The sequence below is a fragment of the Bradyrhizobium sp. NBAIM14 genome, assembly GCF_020193895.1.
Taxonomy (GTDB): domain Bacteria; phylum Pseudomonadota; class Alphaproteobacteria; order Rhizobiales; family Xanthobacteraceae; genus Bradyrhizobium; species Bradyrhizobium yuanmingense.
Window position 1 is genome coordinate 27,261 of the sequence record NZ_JADYVQ010000031.1, and the last position, 18,249, is coordinate 45,509.

Genomic DNA, 18,249 nt, shown 5'->3' on the forward strand with positions numbered 1-18,249 from the left:
CGGTCTCATGGGCGAAGGCGAAACCAAGACGACGCCTGGCTTCCGACCTTTCGAATGGGATGCGCAAATTTCATTCACGGTAGCGCGTAGAATGTGGTAATACAATCTCTGGGTGAACGGCGAGATTGTTATCCCGGCGAGGAACAATGTTTGGACTCGCTCGGAGATCGCTGAACACCCGGAAGACCGCGCATCTTTGACACGCTGGTAACAACCCGAAGTGCGCGGGAGATCAAGGAGAGAGCCTCTCCGGGAGCATATTGTTTTTAGTGTTCTGGCCGGGTCGATGCTCAGAGCAGAAAGGCAAGCGCGCTTTGGTTCGATCATCGCCCATCCTTGGCGAGGCTTCGGCAGCGGCCGAGCCAACCGATATCATCCGTCCGGCGATTTGGTGCTCGGGCGGGATGACGGATTTGCTAGCGCCACGCCCTTTGAGGATTTCGACGATCTCGACATCGACCTGCCGACAGTTGATATCCGCTTTCAGCAGAGAGCGTCGGCAAGAACAGAACATTCCGAACAAGCTTGCCACCACCAGCACGCCACCATCGCGATCTTATCGGTGGAACGGATCATGGCGTGCATCGGAAAGCCAAAAGATAGCAAACGATTCCAAGGACTCGAGATCCTTTTTTGGATCGACGCTAAGGACCGACATGGGTCCACCGGTGTTTTAGGCACAACTAGGAGACAGCGCGTGGCGCTACCGTAATTGACCCAATCCAACCGAACGTAGGGAGGCTTCTATGACGCAGACAAACCAAGACCAATCAAACGAGCCACTGTACAGGCAGCTGCAGTTGATCCACGAAAGATATTTCCGGGATGTGGCTGATGCCTGGGCGGACTCACAAAGCCGGTGTCGCAGCATCCAGACCGAATTCGAACGCGGGGTCGAAAAGGCCTATCAGAGCCAACAGCCAGAGCAGTTCCGCGCCGCGCAAGAGGAATATCAACAGAAGGTACAATCGCTTTACAGCAATCCGACCCTGCCGCAGCAATACGCCGAGGCGTATGACAGGTACAAGGCCGCATTGAAACAACTGATCGCCGAGAGCGACATCAACGACCTGGGTTTTACGGATGTGAGAAATCTGGGCCAAAGCCTGCTTTCCGTTTCAGCGACGGCGATGAGCTTGGTGGGGCCGACTTCTTCTAGTGCGCCTGCTGCCAGCGATCCCTTCACACCCCCGGGCGGGGCACCTAGAGCAGCCGCTTGATGCACCGCCAGGGCGGATGACGTTGTGGGTACCTCGGCATGTCGCAAGAGAGTGCTGTTTTCACTGGGACGCTTGGCCTCTTGGCGGCCTTCATCGCCGCCGAGCGGTTGTCGCGTTCCCAGCGACTAGGCGTCATCGCACCATCGGGGGCGTACGCGCGCTTCGAGTCCTTGGTGCGGCAAATTTCGCTCCGCCGAGACCCAAGGGCTGAGGTGGGACAGATGGAGCACCTCGCCTCATTGGAAAACGCTGCCGGCGCGGAAGTATGGCACTTCGCGTCGAGTGGTGAATCCGTTTCCGGATCATTGCGCGAAACCTTTCAGCTTGCCCCCATCGGTGCGCTGAATGTGGTTATGACACCTTATTGCGGTGGCCAGCGTTGGCGCTGGATTCTGCCGCGAGGCGGGTCGGTCGTCTATAGCAATCCGGCGACGTTCGATTTCCCCGTGACGAGGACGTTCCGAACGACGCTCACGCTTGATATCGCCCCTCCCGACGACATCGCACAAGAAGGGATCCTTCATTTCCTGTCCACCCTATTCGACCTCAAGACGGAAGTCGATGAACGGGCTGATGATCTATTCGAATACCGAGGGCTCCGGTGCCTGATCGCGCCGACGGCCCGGGTCAATGTACTGAGAACTGAGCAAGCAGCAGCAATCATAATGGCGATTGTTGATCGGACCGAGGGCGGTAACTACGTCGTCGCGGGGGCGGAGAGCCTGTCGGCGGAGGATTTTCTCGAGCGGGTAGGTAACATTTACGGCGTAAGCCTACTGCCATTGGACGGCAAGGCACTGTTCTCTCAGCGGCTAACTGCCATCGACGCGCTGTTCGATCGACGGTTGATGAATTTCGCCGAACACCTGGGTCAGCCAGACTGCGAAGTGATCGAACATGCCTACAACGCCGCAGGTATGAGGTCTGTTCAACCTGGCCTGGATCCGGCCGAGTTCGATGATTTAGTGGAATTGGCGCATCAGGCGCAGTTGTCCGAACATAGCGCATTCGTTTCTCACGCATCGAAGCTGCCGGACATCCGAACGACGCATCGTGGCGGCCGAAAGCTTTCTTATAGTTCTACCAGCAGCGATGGCGAGGCGGTTGTGCTGCTCAATGCCCTGGGCCAGGGACCGAAGCCATGGTCTCGGCTGATAGCTCATCTGCGCCCGCGGTTTCGGGTACTGAGTTGGGATCCGCGCGGGCTCGATGAGTCAGAATCTCAGCTCTCGCTTCTCGATCATGTTGCCGATCTAGCGTCGATCATCGAGCGGGAGTCGGTGACTCGCGTCCATTTGGTCGGATGGTGCACTGGCCCTAAAATCGCGGCAGAATTCGCTCTACGTCACCCTGATCGGTTGCTCTCCATGACTTTCCTGAATATGCAGGTGAAGTGTCTCGAGAGCTCGCTCGATTTTGATACGCCGTATGAAACTGATTTTCAGGCCCTTTTCAACGAGCTTGAGCAAAGTCCGTCGACGGCCTCGTCGATAGCGGCTTCTCTCACGTCACGTGCGAGTGAGGCCGGCCCAGACCTGATGATAGAGACAGAAACCGAGGAGTCGGAGGCCGTTCTCCGCGCCATGAACCGTGACCTGAGAATGCCGGTTCTACGGCCGTTTCGCGACGCGAACACAACGATCAGATTTGCGCATCAGATGATCGACTTTTGGCACTACGATGTTAGCCAGGTCGCGGGCCAAATCGACGTTCCGATCTTGCTTTTCGCGTCGGAGTACGACCGTATCGCAGCGCCCAAAGCTTCGGAATGGGCGCGCGGGTTATTTCCCCGGGCTCGTCTGCTGCAGGCTCCGGGAGCGACGCATTACTTTCTCTATGATCGAGCTGACGTCGTGGCACGCATGATTGAATGGTTTGCCTCCGGTGATGGAGTGCCCGAACGTAGCGATGGACAGATGCTTTCGCTCGATCCGACATATGTGAGCAACTCAGCTGACACGGCCGGGTTGCTCCGGGCCGGTGAGTGAGCCGGGAAGACAAAGATCGGGTGCCTCGCCGGGCGGCGATGTCCCCAAATGACAGCGGCACGGGCTAGGTTCAGACGTCGGGATTTCCCGCAAAAGTGGAGGTGCAATGTTGTCCACGATCTCTCAGGCACCAGATCAATCGCACGGCTCCGCGTCCCAGTTCGTCAAGGATGGCGAGCGGCGTGCTCGTCCTTTGTCCTTTGCGCAATCCCGGTTGTGGATTCTCGACCGATTGCAACCGGGCAATCCCGCGTACAACATTGCGACGTCGGTCCCGCTGTATGGTCGGGTTGACGTAACGGTTCTCGAACGAACCATAAATGAAATCGTGCGACGGCACGAAGCCTTGAGGACGACATTCGAGGTGGTCGACGGACAACCCGCACAGGTCGTCAAGGCTTCCTTGAAGCTCAAGCTCGCCATCGTGGATCTGCGTTCGCGTTCCGGGGTGGCCCGGGAGGAGGATGTGAGCCGCTTCGTCTATGCGGAAAGCCGACGGCCGTTCGATCTTAGAACAGGCCCATTGCTATATGCTTCGCTGGTGCACCTTAATTCCAACCAGAGCTTTCTGATGCTGGTGATGCATCACATCGTCTCCGATGGTTGGTCGATGTCGGTGCTCAATCGGGAATTGACGACGATATATATGGCATTTTTGCGCAGGAGCCCCTCTCCATTGCCGGAACTAACGGTTCAATACCCGGACTTCGCGGTATGGCAGGCAGAGTGGTTCCGCGGCGAGCTTCTGCAAAAGCAGCTCGGTTACTGGCGCAAGCAGCTCAGCGGCCTGCGGCCTGTGCTCAATCTTCCCACCGATCGTCGCAGACCGCCCGTGCAGACCAGTAACGGGTCGGTCCGCGTCTTCACGCTGGACCAGAAACTGTGCGAAGCACTCAAGACGCTCGGCAACGCCAGCCGCGCCTCGCTGTTCATGACTCTGCTCGCCGCGCTCAAGGTGTTGCTCCACCGTTTGAGTGGTGAAACCGACATCGCCGTCGGATCGCCTATCGCCAACCGGACCCGTTCGGAGCTTGAAGGATTGATCGGCTTCTTTGTCAACACGTTGGTGTTGCGGACCGATCTCTCGGGCGATCCAACCTTTGTCGAGTTGCTTGTGCGCGAGCGTGACGTGGCGCTGGAAGCCTATGGCAATCAGGACATGCCGTTCGAGAAGTTGGTAGACGAACTTCAGCTCGACCGAGACTTGAGCCGCAATCCATTTTTCCAGATTCTGTTCGGGGTCCAAAACATCGGAACGCTAGACCGCAGCGCGGCTCCTATCCAGCCGTTGGGATCCCAGATTCAGGCTGGCTCGGTCGGCAACGGTACTGCCAAGTTCGATTTGACGATGTCGGTGCTTGATACCGGAGCCGGTGCACGAGGAGCTCTTGAATTTAACACCGACCTTTTCGACGAATCGACCGCCGAGATCATGATCGGGCGCTATATAGCGTTGCTGCACAGAATTGTGGAGAATCCTCACGAAACGCTGTCGCGCCTCTCCGTATGGATGCCCGACGAGGTCATCAAGACCGCGGATTCGGCCAACGCCCCGGAAACAGCGGCGGTGCCGACGGAAGTCCTGGGAGCGCGCATCGCCGCCCATGCGGCACGCTCACCGACAGCCCTTGCCACCATCGATCCCAGTGGTACGTGCACCTATTTCGAGCTGAACCAACGGGCGAACCGGATCGCGCGTACATCTTTCCTCCGGAAACTGAGCGCCGGCAGCACCGTCGCGATCGCTTCTAGGCCCGGATCGGGAGGGCTCGCGGTCATCTTGGGGATCTTGAAGGCGGGTCTGGTCTGGGCTCCGATCGATCCTGCCGACATCTTGGCATCAGGCGGAATCCCGCTGAACTCCAATCGGGCAGAGCGCATCCTGACGGCGCTTCGGCCGGCATTGGTGGTCGTAGACGAAGCTACCGAGCCGTGCTTCCGACAATTCGGAGTAGAGACGGTCCGGCTTGACGAAGTTTGGGCAGATTCGGCGACCCAACCGGACGATGAACTCACAACCTGCGTAACGCCCGACTCGCCCGCCGTGATGCTTGTCCAGGTTGACGGCACAGCCAAAATGACCACTGTGCGCCTCAGCCATCGGATGCTTAGCCGCGCCGGATGTGACCGTTTCCTTTGCCTTTCGCCGGAGGATCGCGTTGCGCATCTTTCCAATATCGGCTCCGACTGCGCGCGGTACGAAATCTTCGGTGCGCTGGCCGCCGGGGCGGCAATCGTATTTGTGCCGCCCGAATTGTCGTTTCGCTCGCGGCGCTTTGCAACACTGCTGCATGAGGCCTCCGTTACCGTCATGTCTCTCGCTCTGGCGGATTTGGAGCGGTTAGCCCGGGAATTTCCGCGGTCCTTGCGGAGCGTTCGGCTGGTGCTTTCTGCCGAGCGCGGGTTGGATTGGGGCCAACTTCAGGAAGCGCTCACGCCTGAGCTAATCGGACGGATTCATATGGTGTCGGGCGATCCGGCCGCGGGTGGCTTTTATTTGATACAACCACTGGCGCTGCTCAAGCCGGATGCCGCGGTCATTCCACTTGGAATTCCAGCTGCCGGCGTCCGAATCGACCTTCTAGGACGCGACCTCGAGCCCGTGCCGGGGCGAGTGCCTGGAGACATCTATGTACAAAATCCCGATTTGCCCCACCCCGAGCCAGGCTATCGGACGAGTGACTTCGCTCGGCTCGAGGACGGGCAGTTTGTCCTGCATGGGCATATGGACGATGCTCTGCTAACGGGAAATTCGAAGATCAGCTTTGTCGAGATCGAGGCTGCTCTTTGCGACCATCCGGCAGTGGAGGCAGCGGCCGTTGCGGCAAGAACCCGCCAGGGGTTGCATGACCGGGGGTTGGTCGCATTTCTAAAGCTGTCTCGGGATGTTCCCGTATCGGAGCTACAGAGCTTCTTGGCTGCGCGGATACCGGCGCGGCTGATACCCTCGACGTTCGAACTTAAGCGAAAGATTCCCTATAACGGCAAAGGCGGCATCGACCGGCGTGCGTTGGCAGAAATCGTCGCGCGCCTCGACGCCCCAATATCCGGCGTCGAAGAATATCTCGCGCCGCGCGACAATTTGGAAATTCACCTGACGCAGATCTGGATGGGCGTCCTCCACACGGACGTGGTCGGAATCCGCGACAATTTCTTTCGGCTTGGCGGCCATTCTTTGATCGCCACACAGATCATCGCGCGGATTAGCGATACTTTGCAGATCGAAGTACCACTCCAGCGCTTATTCGAAGCGCCGACGATCGAGCAACTGGCGGCAATTATCAAGCCGCTCGTTGGCTCAGATCCTCGGCCCCAAGTCTCCACGATCGCTCGAGTTCCTAGGGATCGGCCGATCCCGCTATCATTTGCGCAGCAGCGCCTATGGTTCTTGGATCAGTTCGATCCGGGGAGCGCCGTTTACAACATCGCGATGCCGGTGCGCTTCGCAGCGGTCGACGTGGCAGTGCTCGAAGGCGCCCTCAATGACCTCATTGTGCGCCACGAAACGCTGCGCACAACTTTTGACACGGTCGCGGACGAGCCAGTGCAAGTGATCGCTCCGTCTCTCAAAATCAAGATGCCCGTTCATGATCTTCGCAACATGCCCGAGGAGACCAGAAAACTCGAGTCACAACGTCTGACTACGCAGCAGATGCGGATGCCGTTCGACCTCAAGCACGGACCGGTCTTGCGGGCTGAACTCATACGTCTGCACAATAATGACAATCGATTCCTTCTAACCATCCACCACATAGCCGCGGATGGTTGGTCGATGGACATCATATCCCGAGAGCTTGTCGCATTTTACGAAGCCCGGCTTAGCCGGAGGTCTCCATCGTTGCCCGACCTTCCGATCCAGTATGCGGACTTCGCCTGCTGGCAGCGTCGATACTTGTCCGGCCCGGTGCTGCAGCGCGATGTCAACTACTGGAAAAACAAACTCGAAGGTGTACCTCCGCTGCTCGACTTGCCGGCGGACAGACCACGGCCGGCGATGCAAACCTTCACCGGAGGCTTGTACCCGTTCACCATACCCCCATCGCTCCTGAAGAGCGTCAAGAACTTCTCCGAGCAGGAGCAAGTAACCCTTTTTTCGACATTGCTGTCAGCGTTTTATGTTCTTCTCTATCGCTATACTGGCCGCGAAGACTTGGTGGTGGGGTCTCCGATTGCCAACCGGGTACGCCCCGAACTCGAAGGGTTGATTGGTTTTATGGCCAATACACTCGTGCTCCGCACCCAATTTTCGGCAAATTCCACTTTCCGCGCGCTCGTTTCCGAGGTGCGCGATGTGACGATGGAAGCCTTCGCGCACCAGGGTATTCCTTTCGAGAAGCTGGTCGAGGAGATCCAACCGGAGAGAAACCTCTCTTACAATCCGCTCTTCCAGGTCATGATTGCCTTGCAGAACACCGGCCGCCCCATGGAAACCGGCGGCGTGCTCGATGAGGATACGTCGACACTGAGCGCCGGTGTGGCCAAATTCGACCTGACCATGTTCCTGTCGGAAACGGCGAGCGACCTTTGTGCCGGAATCGAATACAATTCCGATCTATTCGACCTGTCGTCGGTTGTGCGCATTGCGGGACATTATGGTGCCTTGCTCGCCGCGGCGATGGACGAGCCGGACCGTCCGATATGGTCGCTGCCAATGCTTCTGCCGACCGAGACAACAGCTCTGGCGGACTGGAACGACACCGAGGACCCGATTCAACGGGAAATGTGCCATGTGCTGTTCGAGAGGCAGGCTGAGCTCTTGCCGGATACAGTTGCGCTTGTCGCAGGGAAGGAAAAAACCACCTACAAGGAACTCAACTGTCGCGCCAATGCTCTGGCGCACCGCCTGATTGGGCTTGGCGTCGGACCGGGCTCTCGCGTCGCTATTTGCGTCGATCGTGGTGTGGATATGATCGTCGCCCTTATCGCAACGCTAAAGGCTGGGGCGGCTTACGTTCCGATCGACCCTTCCTATCCGAAAGAGCGCATCGCCTTTATGGCGGCAGACGCGCGCGTCGCACTGGTGCTGACGCAGAGTGCGCGACGCAGTGAATTGTCGGGAGCGACTGGCGCGCTCCTAGCCATCGATGACCCTGAACCCGCTATGTTCCCTCACGACAATCCAGCCGTGCCCGTTTCTGCCGGCAGTCTCGCTTATGTCATCTATACATCCGGGTCGACGGGCAAGCCGAAAGGCGTAGCAATGCCGCATGGTCCACTCGCATCGCTGATCCGCTGGCAAATCGCCCGATCCGCGCTGCCGACGGCAGCGCCAACCTTACAATTCGCCTCCTTGAGTTTCGACGTCTCGTTTCAGGAAATATTCTCGACGTTGGACGCCGGCGGAACGCTCGTACTCATAACAGAGGAGCAGCGCAGGGACCCGCCCGCTCTATGGAAATTGCTGTATCAGGAAAATGTGCGTCGGCTCTTCCTTCCTTACGTCGCGCTCCAGCAACTGGCAGAGCACGCTCGACATGCCGCCGATCTTCCGCATTCGTTGACAGAGATTATAACGGCCGGCGAACAACTGCAGATCACACCGCAGATAGCTGCAATGATGACTCGGCTCGGCGCGGATCTGTATAATCAGTACGGACCTACCGAGTCTCATGTCGTTACCGAACTCAGGCTGGCCGGGGCGGCAAGCGACTGGCCGGCGCGCCCGTCGATTGGCCGGGTGATCCCCAATGTGGTGATCCAGATCCTTGACTCGCATGGACAGCTTTGCCCGATCGGTATTCCGGGCGAGCTTTGCATTGGCGGTTCTGCACTGGCGCACGGCTATCTGGAACGGCGCGCCCTGACGGCCGAGCGCTTCGTCCCGGATGGGCAAAGCACGAGAGGGGGACGATTGTATCGGACAGGCGACCGCGCGCGATTTTTGTCGAACGGAGAGCTTGAGTACCTCGGACGGGCGGACCAACAGGTCAAGATTCGTGGTTTTCGCGTTGAACTCGGCGAGATTGAAGTTGCTCTACGGACGCACCCGTCGGTCCGCGAAGCCGTTGTGGTTGCGCGCGAAAGTCGCGGGGAGCTTCGTCTGTTCGGCTACATTCAGGCCGATCCGGAATCGCCCGCGTCAACCGAGGACCTCCGGGCGCATCTTCGAGCCATATTGCCCGAACAAATGATTCCGGCGACCTATGTCGTTGTGGGATCACTGCCGCTTACGCCGAGTGGCAAGCTTAGCCGAAGCAACCTGCCCGACCCGCAAGGGGAAGCGTCCCATTCCGTCACCGGCGCAGTCCCGAGGACGCCCGTGGAAATTGCGCTGGCGCGCATGTGGAGTGAGATCCTTCAGGTGCCGAGCGTTGGCATTAAAGATAATTTCTTTGAGCTCGGGGGGCATTCATTGTTGGCCACTCGCGTCATTTCTCGGATCAGGGATGAGTTTGGGGCCGAACTGCCCGTCCGCCTTATGTTCGATAATCCCACGGTCCAAGCGCTGGCACTGGCGACCGTCGAATCCATGCTGGAGAAACGGGGGGACGATCAAATCGATCGCCTGCTCGCGGAGCTTGAGCAAATGCCAGAGGAGGCCGCCCACAGCCTCACTTGAAGATCGCCGTCCCGCGAACCGGGCCCGCCTGCAAGATTTGCTTCTAACACTCCTGTATCCAAACCAGGCAATTGAACGAGGAGAATCCGGTGAACAGGCAAGAGAACCAGGACGGCCAATTCCAGGTCGTCGTCAACGGCGAGGAACAGTATTCAATCTGGCCGCTCGGGCGCGAAGTGCCGTCCGGCTGGCAGCTCGCCCCGAAAACGGGCAGCAAGGAGGAATGTCTGACCTACGTTGAGCAAGTTTGGGGCGATATGCGGCCCGCAAGCCTCCGCGGCGAACGCTCGCCAGAGCGATGATTTCTGCGAGCCCTGGTCGCCGTCCGTCGGTCGCCCACGCAAGCCATCAACGTCGTTGCCAGCTAATTCCACTGGAATTGCCTACGGTTCGGATAGGAACGCACGCGAAAATTCGCTTGATTTTCTGGTCGCGGGAGACCGCTACCGCCTTTCTCCACACGAACCAAACCTACTTCGCCCGAGGCAGTTTGTGGGTGCCTCAACCGGGCTCATCCCGCGAGCTGTTCGGGGAAACCGCGCCCTCGTTACCGGTCGGAACCCAGGGCTTAACCGGCCAAAAATGGGCATCCTCGCATGCCGCCGCGCAATCTTCCGCCGGACTCTGGGTCTAGCAGCACAATGCCCTTCGAAACGCGAAAGGAGGCTTGGTGATCCCCGTTCGCTCGGCCATCACTTTACCCGCAATTGCTCCTGATGCGCCTTCGCCAGGTCGTGCATGCTGTTGAACCGGAAGTCGACGTGCGGCATCTGGTCAGGATTCATGGTGGCCCCGAAGCCCTGCTGGGCGTGACGACGATAGATCCAGCACGACTTCAAGCCGTGCTCGTTTGCCGGCTTATGGTCGTGGAACATGCTCTCGGCCGTGTGCAGGATCTTCTCCTTCCTAACGCCGATCTCGCCCAGCTTTTCGATCATGTAGTCGAAGTTTCGGGGCGATGGCTTGTAGGATCCGATGTCCTCGGCGGTGTAGATCGCATCGAACTCCGCCTGGAGCCTGCGGTTGCTCGCCTGGAACGTCACGTTGTCCACATTGGAAAGGATGACGAGCTTGAAATACTTCTTCAGATACTGGAGCGCGCCCGGGGAGTCCTCGAACGCCGGCCAATTTCCGACGGACTGGCCATACTCGACGCAATCTTCGTGTGTCGCGTGCACGCCCCATTCCTCGGCGAGGCGCTTGTAGACGATCGGCAGCAGATCCCGATATCGCTTCGCCGGGGTGTACTTCTGCTGGCTTGATTCATGGCGCGCATGCGCTTCCAGAATCTGGTCGCGTGTGAGCGGACGCTTCACCCTATCCGTAAGGCTCTTCAGAGCCTCGACCATCCCGCTCTCCCAATCGATCAAGGTGCCGTAGCAGTCGAAGGTCAGCGCGTCGAAATCGGTGAGCAACATGTCGATGTCTCCTCTTTGCTTGTACCAGTATGGGTGGCACGGATGGCAGGGTCGCCGCGTCGACGCGGTCGGGTCCGCAGAACCGATCGGATTTCGGCTTCGGGACGGCACCATCTGCCGCTATCCCCGACATCATCCACATCCTCGACGAAATCCCGAAGACGATCTCCAAAAAGCCGATCCAGCGCGCCTGCATCGAGTAGCTGCGTGGGTGCTGGGCGGCTAGACTGAAGCCCGAGTCTACGCTCTTGACCAATCAGGTTTCAGGTGTGGCCTCCGCCGATGACCAACTTCACGAGCAAGCCACGCCCGCATATCAGGGAACGAGCAAGCGGCTCCCTGGCCGTCTCGTGATCCCGCTGGATGACAATAACCACGCGCGGCTATCGTGGCCTCGAACTTTCACTTTCACTTCACGACGAAGCCGTGAGCATAGGGATCGCGATCGTCGATGAAGATCGTGTTGATGCCGGTCATGCGGGCCCAGCCGGCAATCGAGGGGACGATCGAATCCCGGTTGGCGACCTTGACGGCGGCCTCGACTCGTCCCTTGAATAGCGAGCCGATGATCGATTCATGCACGAACTCGTCGCCGACCTTCAGCTTGCCTTTGGCAGCGAGCTGCGCCATCCGCGCCGAGCTGCCGGTACCGCATGGCGACCGGTCGATGGCCTTTTCGCCGTAGAAGACGGCGTTACGCCCATGCGCCTCCGGCTTCGTCGGCTTGCCCGTCCACTGAATATGGCTGAGGCCCTTGATCTCCGGATGCTCGGGGTGGACGAAGAAGTCGTACTTCCGGTTGAGCGCTGCGCGTAGGCGCGGCGACCAGCCCACCAGTTCCCCCGCCGTATGATCGGCCATGTCGCGGAAGTTTCTTTGCGGCTCGACGATGGCATAGAAATTGCCGCCATAGGCGACGTCGACGACGACTTCGCCGAGACCATCGACCTCAGCCGTCAATCCCTCAGCGTAGAGAAAGCCCGGAACGTTGGTGAGGCGCACCTCCTCGACAAAGCGGCCTTCCTGGCGGTAGGTGATATCGACCTTGCCGGCCGGCGCGTCGATCGAGAGCTTTCCGGGTTCGCGCGGTGTGATGAGGCCATTCTCGATGCCCATCGTGACAGTTCCGATAGTGCCGTCACCGCACATCGGCAGACAGCCGGATGTCTCGATGAACAGCACCGCAAGATCACAATCGGGGCGCGTCGGCGGATAGAGGATCGAGCCAGACATCATGTCGTGACCACGCGGTTCGAACATCAGGCCGGTGCGGATCCAGTCATAGACGCGCAGAAAGTGGGCGCGCTTTTCAAGCATGCTCGCGCCGTCCAGACGCGGCCCCCCACCGGAGACCAGACGAACCGGGTTGCCGCAGGTATGCCCGTCGATGCAGGAGAAGGTATGGGTGGCCATGGTCAGAATCTCCGAAGCGAGAAAGGAGAAAGGTCGATGGCGGGCATTCGCCCCGCGACCAGGTCGGCGACAGCCGAGCGGTGCCCGGCCGACTGCGTCAGGCCGAGATGGCCGGGACCGAAAGCGTAGATGATGCGCGGTGTCGCTCGAGAGCGACCGATCACCGGGAGGCTGTCGGGCATGGACGGACGAAATCCCATCCATTCGACGCCGCCGCCGGTCTTCAAACCCGGAAGGAAGGCGCTGGCCTTGGTGAGCATGGCGCGGGAGCGCGCGAAGTTCGGTGGCAGCGAAAGGCCACCAAGCTCGACTGCGCCACCAACGCGGATGCCGGTGGAGAGGCGCGTGACGACGAAGCCGTGCCCGCCGAATGTAATCTGCCTGCGCAGGTCGAAAGCATCGATCGGAAGTGTCGTGTTATATCCTCGCTCGGTCTCAAGCGGGAGCGTTCGCTCATGGTGTGGGCGATCTTATGCGAGAAGGCCCCTGCCGCCACGATCACGTGATCGGCGCGGCGCGCGACGCCGGCTAACACCTCGACACCGTTATCGAGCGGGTGCAGAGCAGACACCTCGGCGCGTTCAATGATGCCGCCATCGGCAGTGAAGCGCTCGGCAAGAGCTAACGTGTAAAGCTTCGGATCGGAGATCGAGTACCAGCCCGAAGTGAACGTGCCGCGGGTAAAGCGCGGGGCAATGCCGGGCTGGATGTCCGCCATCTCCGCTGCCGTCATGTGCTGGAATGCAATTCCGTGATCGGCGCGCGCCTGCCACCCGGGCAGCGATGCGCGGAATTCGGACTCGCTCTCATAGACCTGCAAATTGCCTTCCTTGCGCAGCATGGCGAACGTGCCGGTCCGCTGCAGAAAGGGCTCGAGTTCGGCTTTTGACAAGTCCATCAGCGATCTCTGCGCCGCCGTCGATTGCGCCACACGATCCGGCGCGCAAGCGCGCCAGAAGCGGAGCATCCATGGCACGATCCGCAGCGCATAGGCTGGCGGGACCGACAGCGGCCCAAGGGGGTTGAGCAGCCATTTTGGCGCCTTGCGCAGAATGCCGGGCGAGGCGAGCGGCAAGATGTCCGTAAAGGCAAAGTCGTCCGCGTTGCCGGCGGATGCCCCCACAGCCGGACCTTCCCGGTCCAGCACGACGACCCGGCGCCCCTCGGCCTGTAGAGCCAGCGCAGCAGACAGGCCGACGGCGCCTGCGCCGATCACGATCGTGTCGCGAACTGCCGTGCTGGACATCGTCTGCTCACTCAGCTCCCGCTGAACGGCTTTTCGTATTTGTCGTCAGGCCGCTTGCTTTTGCGAGGCGCCGAGCTCTTTCGACCACTGAGCATACCAGGTATCGAACAGTTTCAGCTGAGCCTCGACATAGCCGCGCTGGCTGTCGGTCAGCGCATCGGCCTCGTTGAAGTGAAGCTTGTATCCGGGACTACCCTTCAGCACCATCAGATGGTTGAAGTATGGAAGCGTTCGTCATTGGGATGCGGCTGAGCTTGCGCGCCATGCTCTTCATCGAACTCTGTCCTCGGACCCCACGCTCCGAAGCCACGGTTTACGCGGTGACGAGGAGTAACATCGCGGAACCGCGCAGTAACAACCATGGTCGCGCCGTTCACCGATTTGCTGTTGCTTCGAACGGCCGGCTACAATGGAGAAGCAATGGAATTATTCTTGCCAGCGAAGACCTCGCCTGGCTTGTTGGTATTTCTGTTGGCATCGGCAGCAACCAACGCCAAGAATTACCCTGAATTCAAACAGTTATGGCATTGAGCGGTTGTCGGCCAGGCGAAAGCCTCCAAGCTGTCACGAGTCATGGGAATGCGGCCGAGCTTCGCTAGATGTCCCTCGAGCAGCGCCACGGCCTCGGCCGCCACGCGATGGATGTCCATGCCAATGATGCGCATCTCTCCCTCCATGGTCAGTGCGAAAGGGAGCTGCGGGCAACACGACAATTACGGATCCGCGCTCGCAGCGCATCCGGGCTAGTCGCAGGGGCGGCCAGATAACGACCTCGAACTCGCAGTTCATGTCAGTGCGACGGCCTGCCCGCACTTGCGTGCTCCCGGTGCCCCGAGGCCCGGATCGGTCTACGCTAATGGGCTAGATCGAGTCTGGAAACACGGGACACCGGCTACATCATGCCGGACAACGCGTTCATCGAGGCCTTCAACGGCCGCTTCCGGGCCGAATGCCTCAACGTCCACTGGTTCCTGTCTCTTGCGGACGCCCAGCAAAAAGTGGAGACTTGGCGCAGATACTACAATGAAGAACGGCCCCATGGCGCGATCGGCAATCGACCGCCGATTTTACTGCAAAACCACGTCGGCGCATCCAGCCCGCCAACGTGATCACGGCGAAAAACTCTAGCACTACTTTGGCAGATTTGGTTTGTGCTGTGGTTTTTCACGGATTCGTCTTCTGCAGTGCGGGCCTCGCTGCGATGGCGGCCGAAGAATGAGATCGACGATGGCGTGGCGTACGGCGGGCATGGTTGGTTGAGGCGGAGGCCCATTGATTCTTTTTTTTCCGTCCCGCATGTGCGAGGCGACGGTGCTGCAAGAAGGCGTAGGCAATCATTGTCATCAGGGCGTGGCGATGAAGACCCTGCCATGATCGCCCTTCGAAGTGATCAAGCCCAAGCTCCTCCTTCAACTGCTGATGCGCCTGCTCACAAATCCATCGTGCCTTGATGGTGGCGGCCAGTGTGCGCAGATCCGTCGCCGCAGGGAGGTTGGCGAGATAGTATTTCTTCTCCCCTGAGGCACGCTGCTCGCCAATGAGCCAAGCTTCGTCGCCCGGGAGATGCTGCTGACCCTTATCCCAGATTCGCTGGGGAGGGCCGTCGGCGGTGCGGACACGGAGAGCAGCAAATCGGGCTTTCAGCCGACCTTTCGTCCCGCTGCGCCAACTCACGGTTTTCCATTTGGCGCTCGCCAGCATGTGTTCTGCCGCAATCGATAAGATATCCGGCACGTGGTGCTTTCGTAAGCGCTCAGCCGTGTCCCTGTTGAGACTGGCTTGACGCCTTGCGGAATCGCCACGGCATGAGGTCTTCGATTCTACTATGGGGATGGCCGTCGATGATCGCCTCGAGTGTTTCGGCGATGTAGCTGGCCGGATTGACGTCGTTGAGTTTGCAGGTGGCGACGATCGATGCCAGCAAGGCCCAGTTTTCGGCCCCGATTTCATGTCCGGCGAAGAGAGCGTTTTTCCTGGTCAAGCAGATTGGCCGGATGGCGTTCTCGACCGGGTTAGTGTCAAGCTCGAGACGTCCGTCTTCGAGGAAGCGCGTCAGCCCCTGCCAATGATTGAGCGCATAGCGGATATCCTCGGCGAGGGTCGAACCGCTGGAGATCATCGAAAGCTGTTTCTCGAACCACAGCTTTAACGTGGCTATCATTGGCAGCGAGTGCTCCTTGCGCGCGGCCAACCGGATGTCCGGCGATGAGCCACGCACCATGGCTTCGATGGCGTAAAGCTGCGCGATGTGCCGAACAGCGGCCTCGGCGATCGGTGACTTGCTGTTGCGCACCAATTTGACGAAGCGCCGGCGCAAATGGCTCCAGCAATGCACGAGCGTCCAAGGCCCTTGTGGTCGAACGACTTCGTTCAACCGGTCATAGCCGTCATAGGCGTCGCATTGCAGGTAGCGTCCGCCAAAGCCGTCCAGGAACTGCTGCGCGAAGGCACCGCTGCGACCGGGGGCATACCTGAACAACACGATCGGTGGACTTGGGCCGCTGTGGCCGCGGTCGTCGGAGGCGACCGCCCAGAAGTAGCCTTTCTTCGTTTGGCCGCGCCCCGGATCCAGTACCGGCGCCTTGGTCTCATCCATGAACAACCGATCCGCCATAGCCAGGTGGTGGCGCATGTGGTCCGCGATGGGCTGAAGGTGGAAGCAGGCGCGGCCAGACCAGTTGCCCAGCGTCGCCCGATCGAGCCGGATCCCCTGGCGCGCATAGATCTCGGCCTGACGGTAAAATGGCGTATGGTCGCCAAATTTGGAGACGATCACGTGCGCGATGGCCGCTTCGGTCGGCAGCCCGCCGGGCACGACGTGCTCCGGTGCGTGCGCCTGCACGACGGGCCCCGAACAGCGACGACAGATGTATTTCGGCCGGCGCGTGACCAGCACGCGCCATTGCGCCGGGATCACGTCGAGGCGCTTGCTGACGTCCTCGCCGATCTTCGTCATGGCGCCGCAACCGCACGGGCAGAGCGTGCTTGCAGGCTCGATGATCCGTTCCACGCGTGGCAAATGGGCAGGCAAGCAGCCGCGATTGCGATGAGAACCTTGATCCGGCACGCTCCGCGATCGGCCCTTGATCACAGCCTCGGCTCTCTCCTGCGCCGCGTCCAGGATGCCTTGCGCGATCTCCACGTCTTCCAACGGTAAGTGATACTGATCTGGCCGCAGCTTCTCGGACTTCGCGCCGAACCTGTCGCGCCGCAATTCGCCGAGGATGACCTCCAGCCGACGCCGCGCTTCCTCCGACGCCGCCAGCGCCCCCTGATGCTCGCTCAAGGCCGCCTGCGTTTGCGCCAAAAGCGCTTTCAGTTGTTCGTTTTCGTCGCGCAGCGCCGCGATGCTCATGCGCTATTTCGAGCACATCGCCGCCGCGCGTGCCACGCTCAAAATAGCTGCCGAGTCATTCTGCCGCAGTTATCCAGCGACCTGCGGGCGCCGCGCTTCTTCCGGGCGGACCAACCTCCAATCCAGCCCCTCGAACAAGGCCGCGAACATCGCCGGCGATATCCGCATCACGCCGTCTGCGATCGTTGGCCAAACAAACTTGCAACCTTCGAGACGCTTGTGCACCAACACCAGGCCCGTTCGATCCCAGACCAAAATCTTGATCCGGTCCGCTCGTTTCGATCGGAACACGAAGGCTGCGCCGCTGAACGGGTCGAGACGAAGCATCTCCTGCACCTTCGCCGCAAGCCCATCGTGGCCACAGCGGAAGTCGATCGGCCGCGTCGCGATGTAAATCTTCAGATCAGCACCGGCCGCGATCATCGTGACGCTCGCACCGCACGGATCACCCGGGACAGCTGCTCACCATCAATGGCCGTATCCGTCCGCAGCACGACATCACCGATCACGATCTCAAGCTTGATCGCCGGAGCAGGAAGCTCCTCCAAAGCACGTTCCACGACCAGCGGAGCGAATGTCGGCGGGGATGCCTCGCACGGCGGCAACATGCCTCGCTGTCGAAATCGCCGTCGCCAATCGTAGATCTGCCAGCGCGTCGCTCCGTGCTTGCGCGCGACCTCGGATACCTGGGCGCCGGGCAACAGACTCTCGGCGACAATCCGAGCTCTCTCAGCTTCCGAACGCACGCGGCGCCCCGACGGTCCTTCAAGAACTTCCAACCGGCTAACCGACCCCGCCGATGGGCCGTCCAAATGGACGTCTTTTTTGCTGTCCAATCCCATCCAAAACCTCCGTCCAAAGCCGGAGGCTTTCTTCGCATAGCTATCCAGATCCCGAAGCAAGGGTTAAGGCTAAGCGCTTACGTGCTTTCGTGGTTTCCCGCGGACTTTGGTAATCGGCCAAATGAGCTTCACATCAACCGGATACACCTTGAGGTGCCGAGGGATGCCGACGGCCCAGGCCAATCCGCGTTCTGTTAGCCCTTGTCGA

At 59.9% G+C, this 18,249-nt stretch carries 13 protein-coding genes and 5 pseudogenes; 8 read left to right on the plus strand and 10 right to left on the minus strand.

Annotated features, from left to right (window positions below):
* Positions 1-286 precede the first annotated feature (286 nt).
* The 5 genes from I6F28_RS35290 (at position 287) to I6F28_RS35310 (ending at position 10,069) form a co-directional block, all read left to right on the plus strand.
* Positions 287-712, plus strand: a complete 426-nt coding sequence (locus I6F28_RS35290; protein WP_225143556.1) for a hypothetical protein — start codon at positions 287-289, stop codon at positions 710-712.
* A gap of 34 nt (positions 713-746) precedes the next feature.
* Positions 747-1,220: a hypothetical protein gene (locus tag I6F28_RS35295; RefSeq protein ID WP_225143558.1), complete on the plus strand. Its 474-nt coding sequence runs from the start codon at positions 747-749 to the stop codon at positions 1,218-1,220.
* A gap of 221 nt (positions 1,221-1,441) precedes the next feature.
* Positions 1,442-3,208: an alpha/beta fold hydrolase gene (locus I6F28_RS35300; RefSeq protein WP_225143560.1), complete on the plus strand. Its 1,767-nt coding sequence runs from the start codon at positions 1,442-1,444 to the stop codon at positions 3,206-3,208.
* A gap of 106 nt (positions 3,209-3,314) precedes the next feature.
* A complete protein-coding gene (locus I6F28_RS35305; RefSeq protein ID WP_225143562.1) occupies positions 3,315-9,767 on the plus strand; it encodes a non-ribosomal peptide synthetase in 6,453 nt (2,150 codons plus the stop codon).
* An 89-nt stretch (positions 9,768-9,856) separates the two neighbouring features.
* Positions 9,857-10,069, plus strand: a complete 213-nt coding sequence (locus I6F28_RS35310; protein ID WP_225143574.1) for an MbtH family protein — start codon at positions 9,857-9,859, stop codon at positions 10,067-10,069.
* A 390-nt stretch (positions 10,070-10,459) separates the two neighbouring features.
* On the opposite strand, the gene I6F28_RS35315 is transcribed toward I6F28_RS35310, so the two are convergent.
* A complete protein-coding gene (locus I6F28_RS35315) occupies positions 10,460-11,185 on the minus strand; it encodes a haloacid dehalogenase type II (protein WP_225143577.1) in 726 nt (241 codons plus the stop codon).
* Between the two features lie 29 nt (positions 11,186-11,214).
* On the opposite strand from I6F28_RS35315, the gene I6F28_RS35320 reads away from it, so the two are divergent.
* A complete protein-coding gene (locus tag I6F28_RS35320; RefSeq protein WP_225143579.1) occupies positions 11,215-11,388 on the plus strand; it encodes a hypothetical protein in 174 nt (57 codons plus the stop codon).
* 205 nt (positions 11,389-11,593) lie between these two features.
* Here the strand turns inward: I6F28_RS35320 and I6F28_RS35325 are convergent, their stop codons facing one another.
* The 3 genes and pseudogenes from I6F28_RS35325 to I6F28_RS35335 all read right to left on the minus strand — a co-directional run.
* Positions 11,594-12,598, minus strand: a complete 1,005-nt coding sequence (locus I6F28_RS35325; protein ID WP_225143581.1) for a 4-hydroxyproline epimerase — start codon at positions 12,596-12,598, stop codon at positions 11,594-11,596.
* 2 nt (positions 12,599-12,600) lie between these two features.
* Positions 12,601-13,844: pseudogene (locus I6F28_RS35330) on the minus strand (NAD(P)/FAD-dependent oxidoreductase).
* Between the two features lie 45 nt (positions 13,845-13,889).
* A pseudogene (locus I6F28_RS35335) lies at positions 13,890-14,066 on the minus strand (dihydrodipicolinate synthase family protein); the annotation flags it as partial.
* Between I6F28_RS35335 and I6F28_RS35340 the strand changes: the two are divergent.
* Positions 14,066-14,353 carry a hypothetical protein gene (locus I6F28_RS35340; protein ID WP_225143583.1) on the plus strand — a complete coding sequence of 96 codons (288 nt, stop codon included), beginning with the start codon at positions 14,066-14,068 and terminating at the stop codon, positions 14,351-14,353. The pseudogene I6F28_RS35335 and the gene I6F28_RS35340 overlap by 1 nt on opposite strands.
* Here I6F28_RS35340 and I6F28_RS35345 read toward each other — a convergent pair.
* Complete coding sequence (locus I6F28_RS35345; RefSeq protein ID WP_225143604.1) at positions 14,345-14,509, minus strand: hypothetical protein; 165 nt, start codon at positions 14,507-14,509, stop codon at positions 14,345-14,347. The two genes, I6F28_RS35340 and I6F28_RS35345, sit on opposite strands and share 9 nt — an antisense overlap.
* Before the next feature lie 240 nt (positions 14,510-14,749).
* Between I6F28_RS35345 and I6F28_RS35350 the strand changes: the two are divergent.
* Positions 14,750-14,953: pseudogene (locus I6F28_RS35350) on the plus strand (integrase core domain-containing protein); the annotation flags it as partial.
* Between the two features lie 55 nt (positions 14,954-15,008).
* Here I6F28_RS35350 and I6F28_RS35355 read toward each other — a convergent pair.
* The 5 genes and pseudogenes from I6F28_RS35355 to I6F28_RS35375 all read right to left on the minus strand — a co-directional run.
* A pseudogene (locus tag I6F28_RS35355) lies at positions 15,009-15,596 on the minus strand (transposase); the annotation flags it as partial.
* A gap of 1 nt (position 15,597) precedes the next feature.
* The gene (gene tnpC / locus I6F28_RS35360; RefSeq protein WP_225143585.1) at positions 15,598-17,199 is read right to left on the minus strand and encodes an IS66 family transposase; all 1,602 of its coding nucleotides are present in this window, start codon (positions 17,197-17,199) and stop codon (positions 15,598-15,600) included.
* A 69-nt stretch (positions 17,200-17,268) separates the two neighbouring features.
* Positions 17,269-17,622: an IS66 family insertion sequence element accessory protein TnpB gene (tnpB, locus tag I6F28_RS35365; protein WP_106329899.1), complete on the minus strand. Its 354-nt coding sequence runs from the start codon at positions 17,620-17,622 to the stop codon at positions 17,269-17,271.
* The gene (gene tnpA / locus I6F28_RS35370; protein ID WP_225143587.1) at positions 17,619-18,041 is read right to left on the minus strand and encodes an IS66-like element accessory protein TnpA; all 423 of its coding nucleotides are present in this window, start codon (positions 18,039-18,041) and stop codon (positions 17,619-17,621) included. Before tnpA ends, tnpB begins: the two co-directional genes overlap by 4 nt.
* Positions 18,042-18,125: 84 nt before the next feature.
* Positions 18,126-18,249 (minus strand): annotated as a pseudogene (locus I6F28_RS35375) (hypothetical protein); the annotation flags it as partial.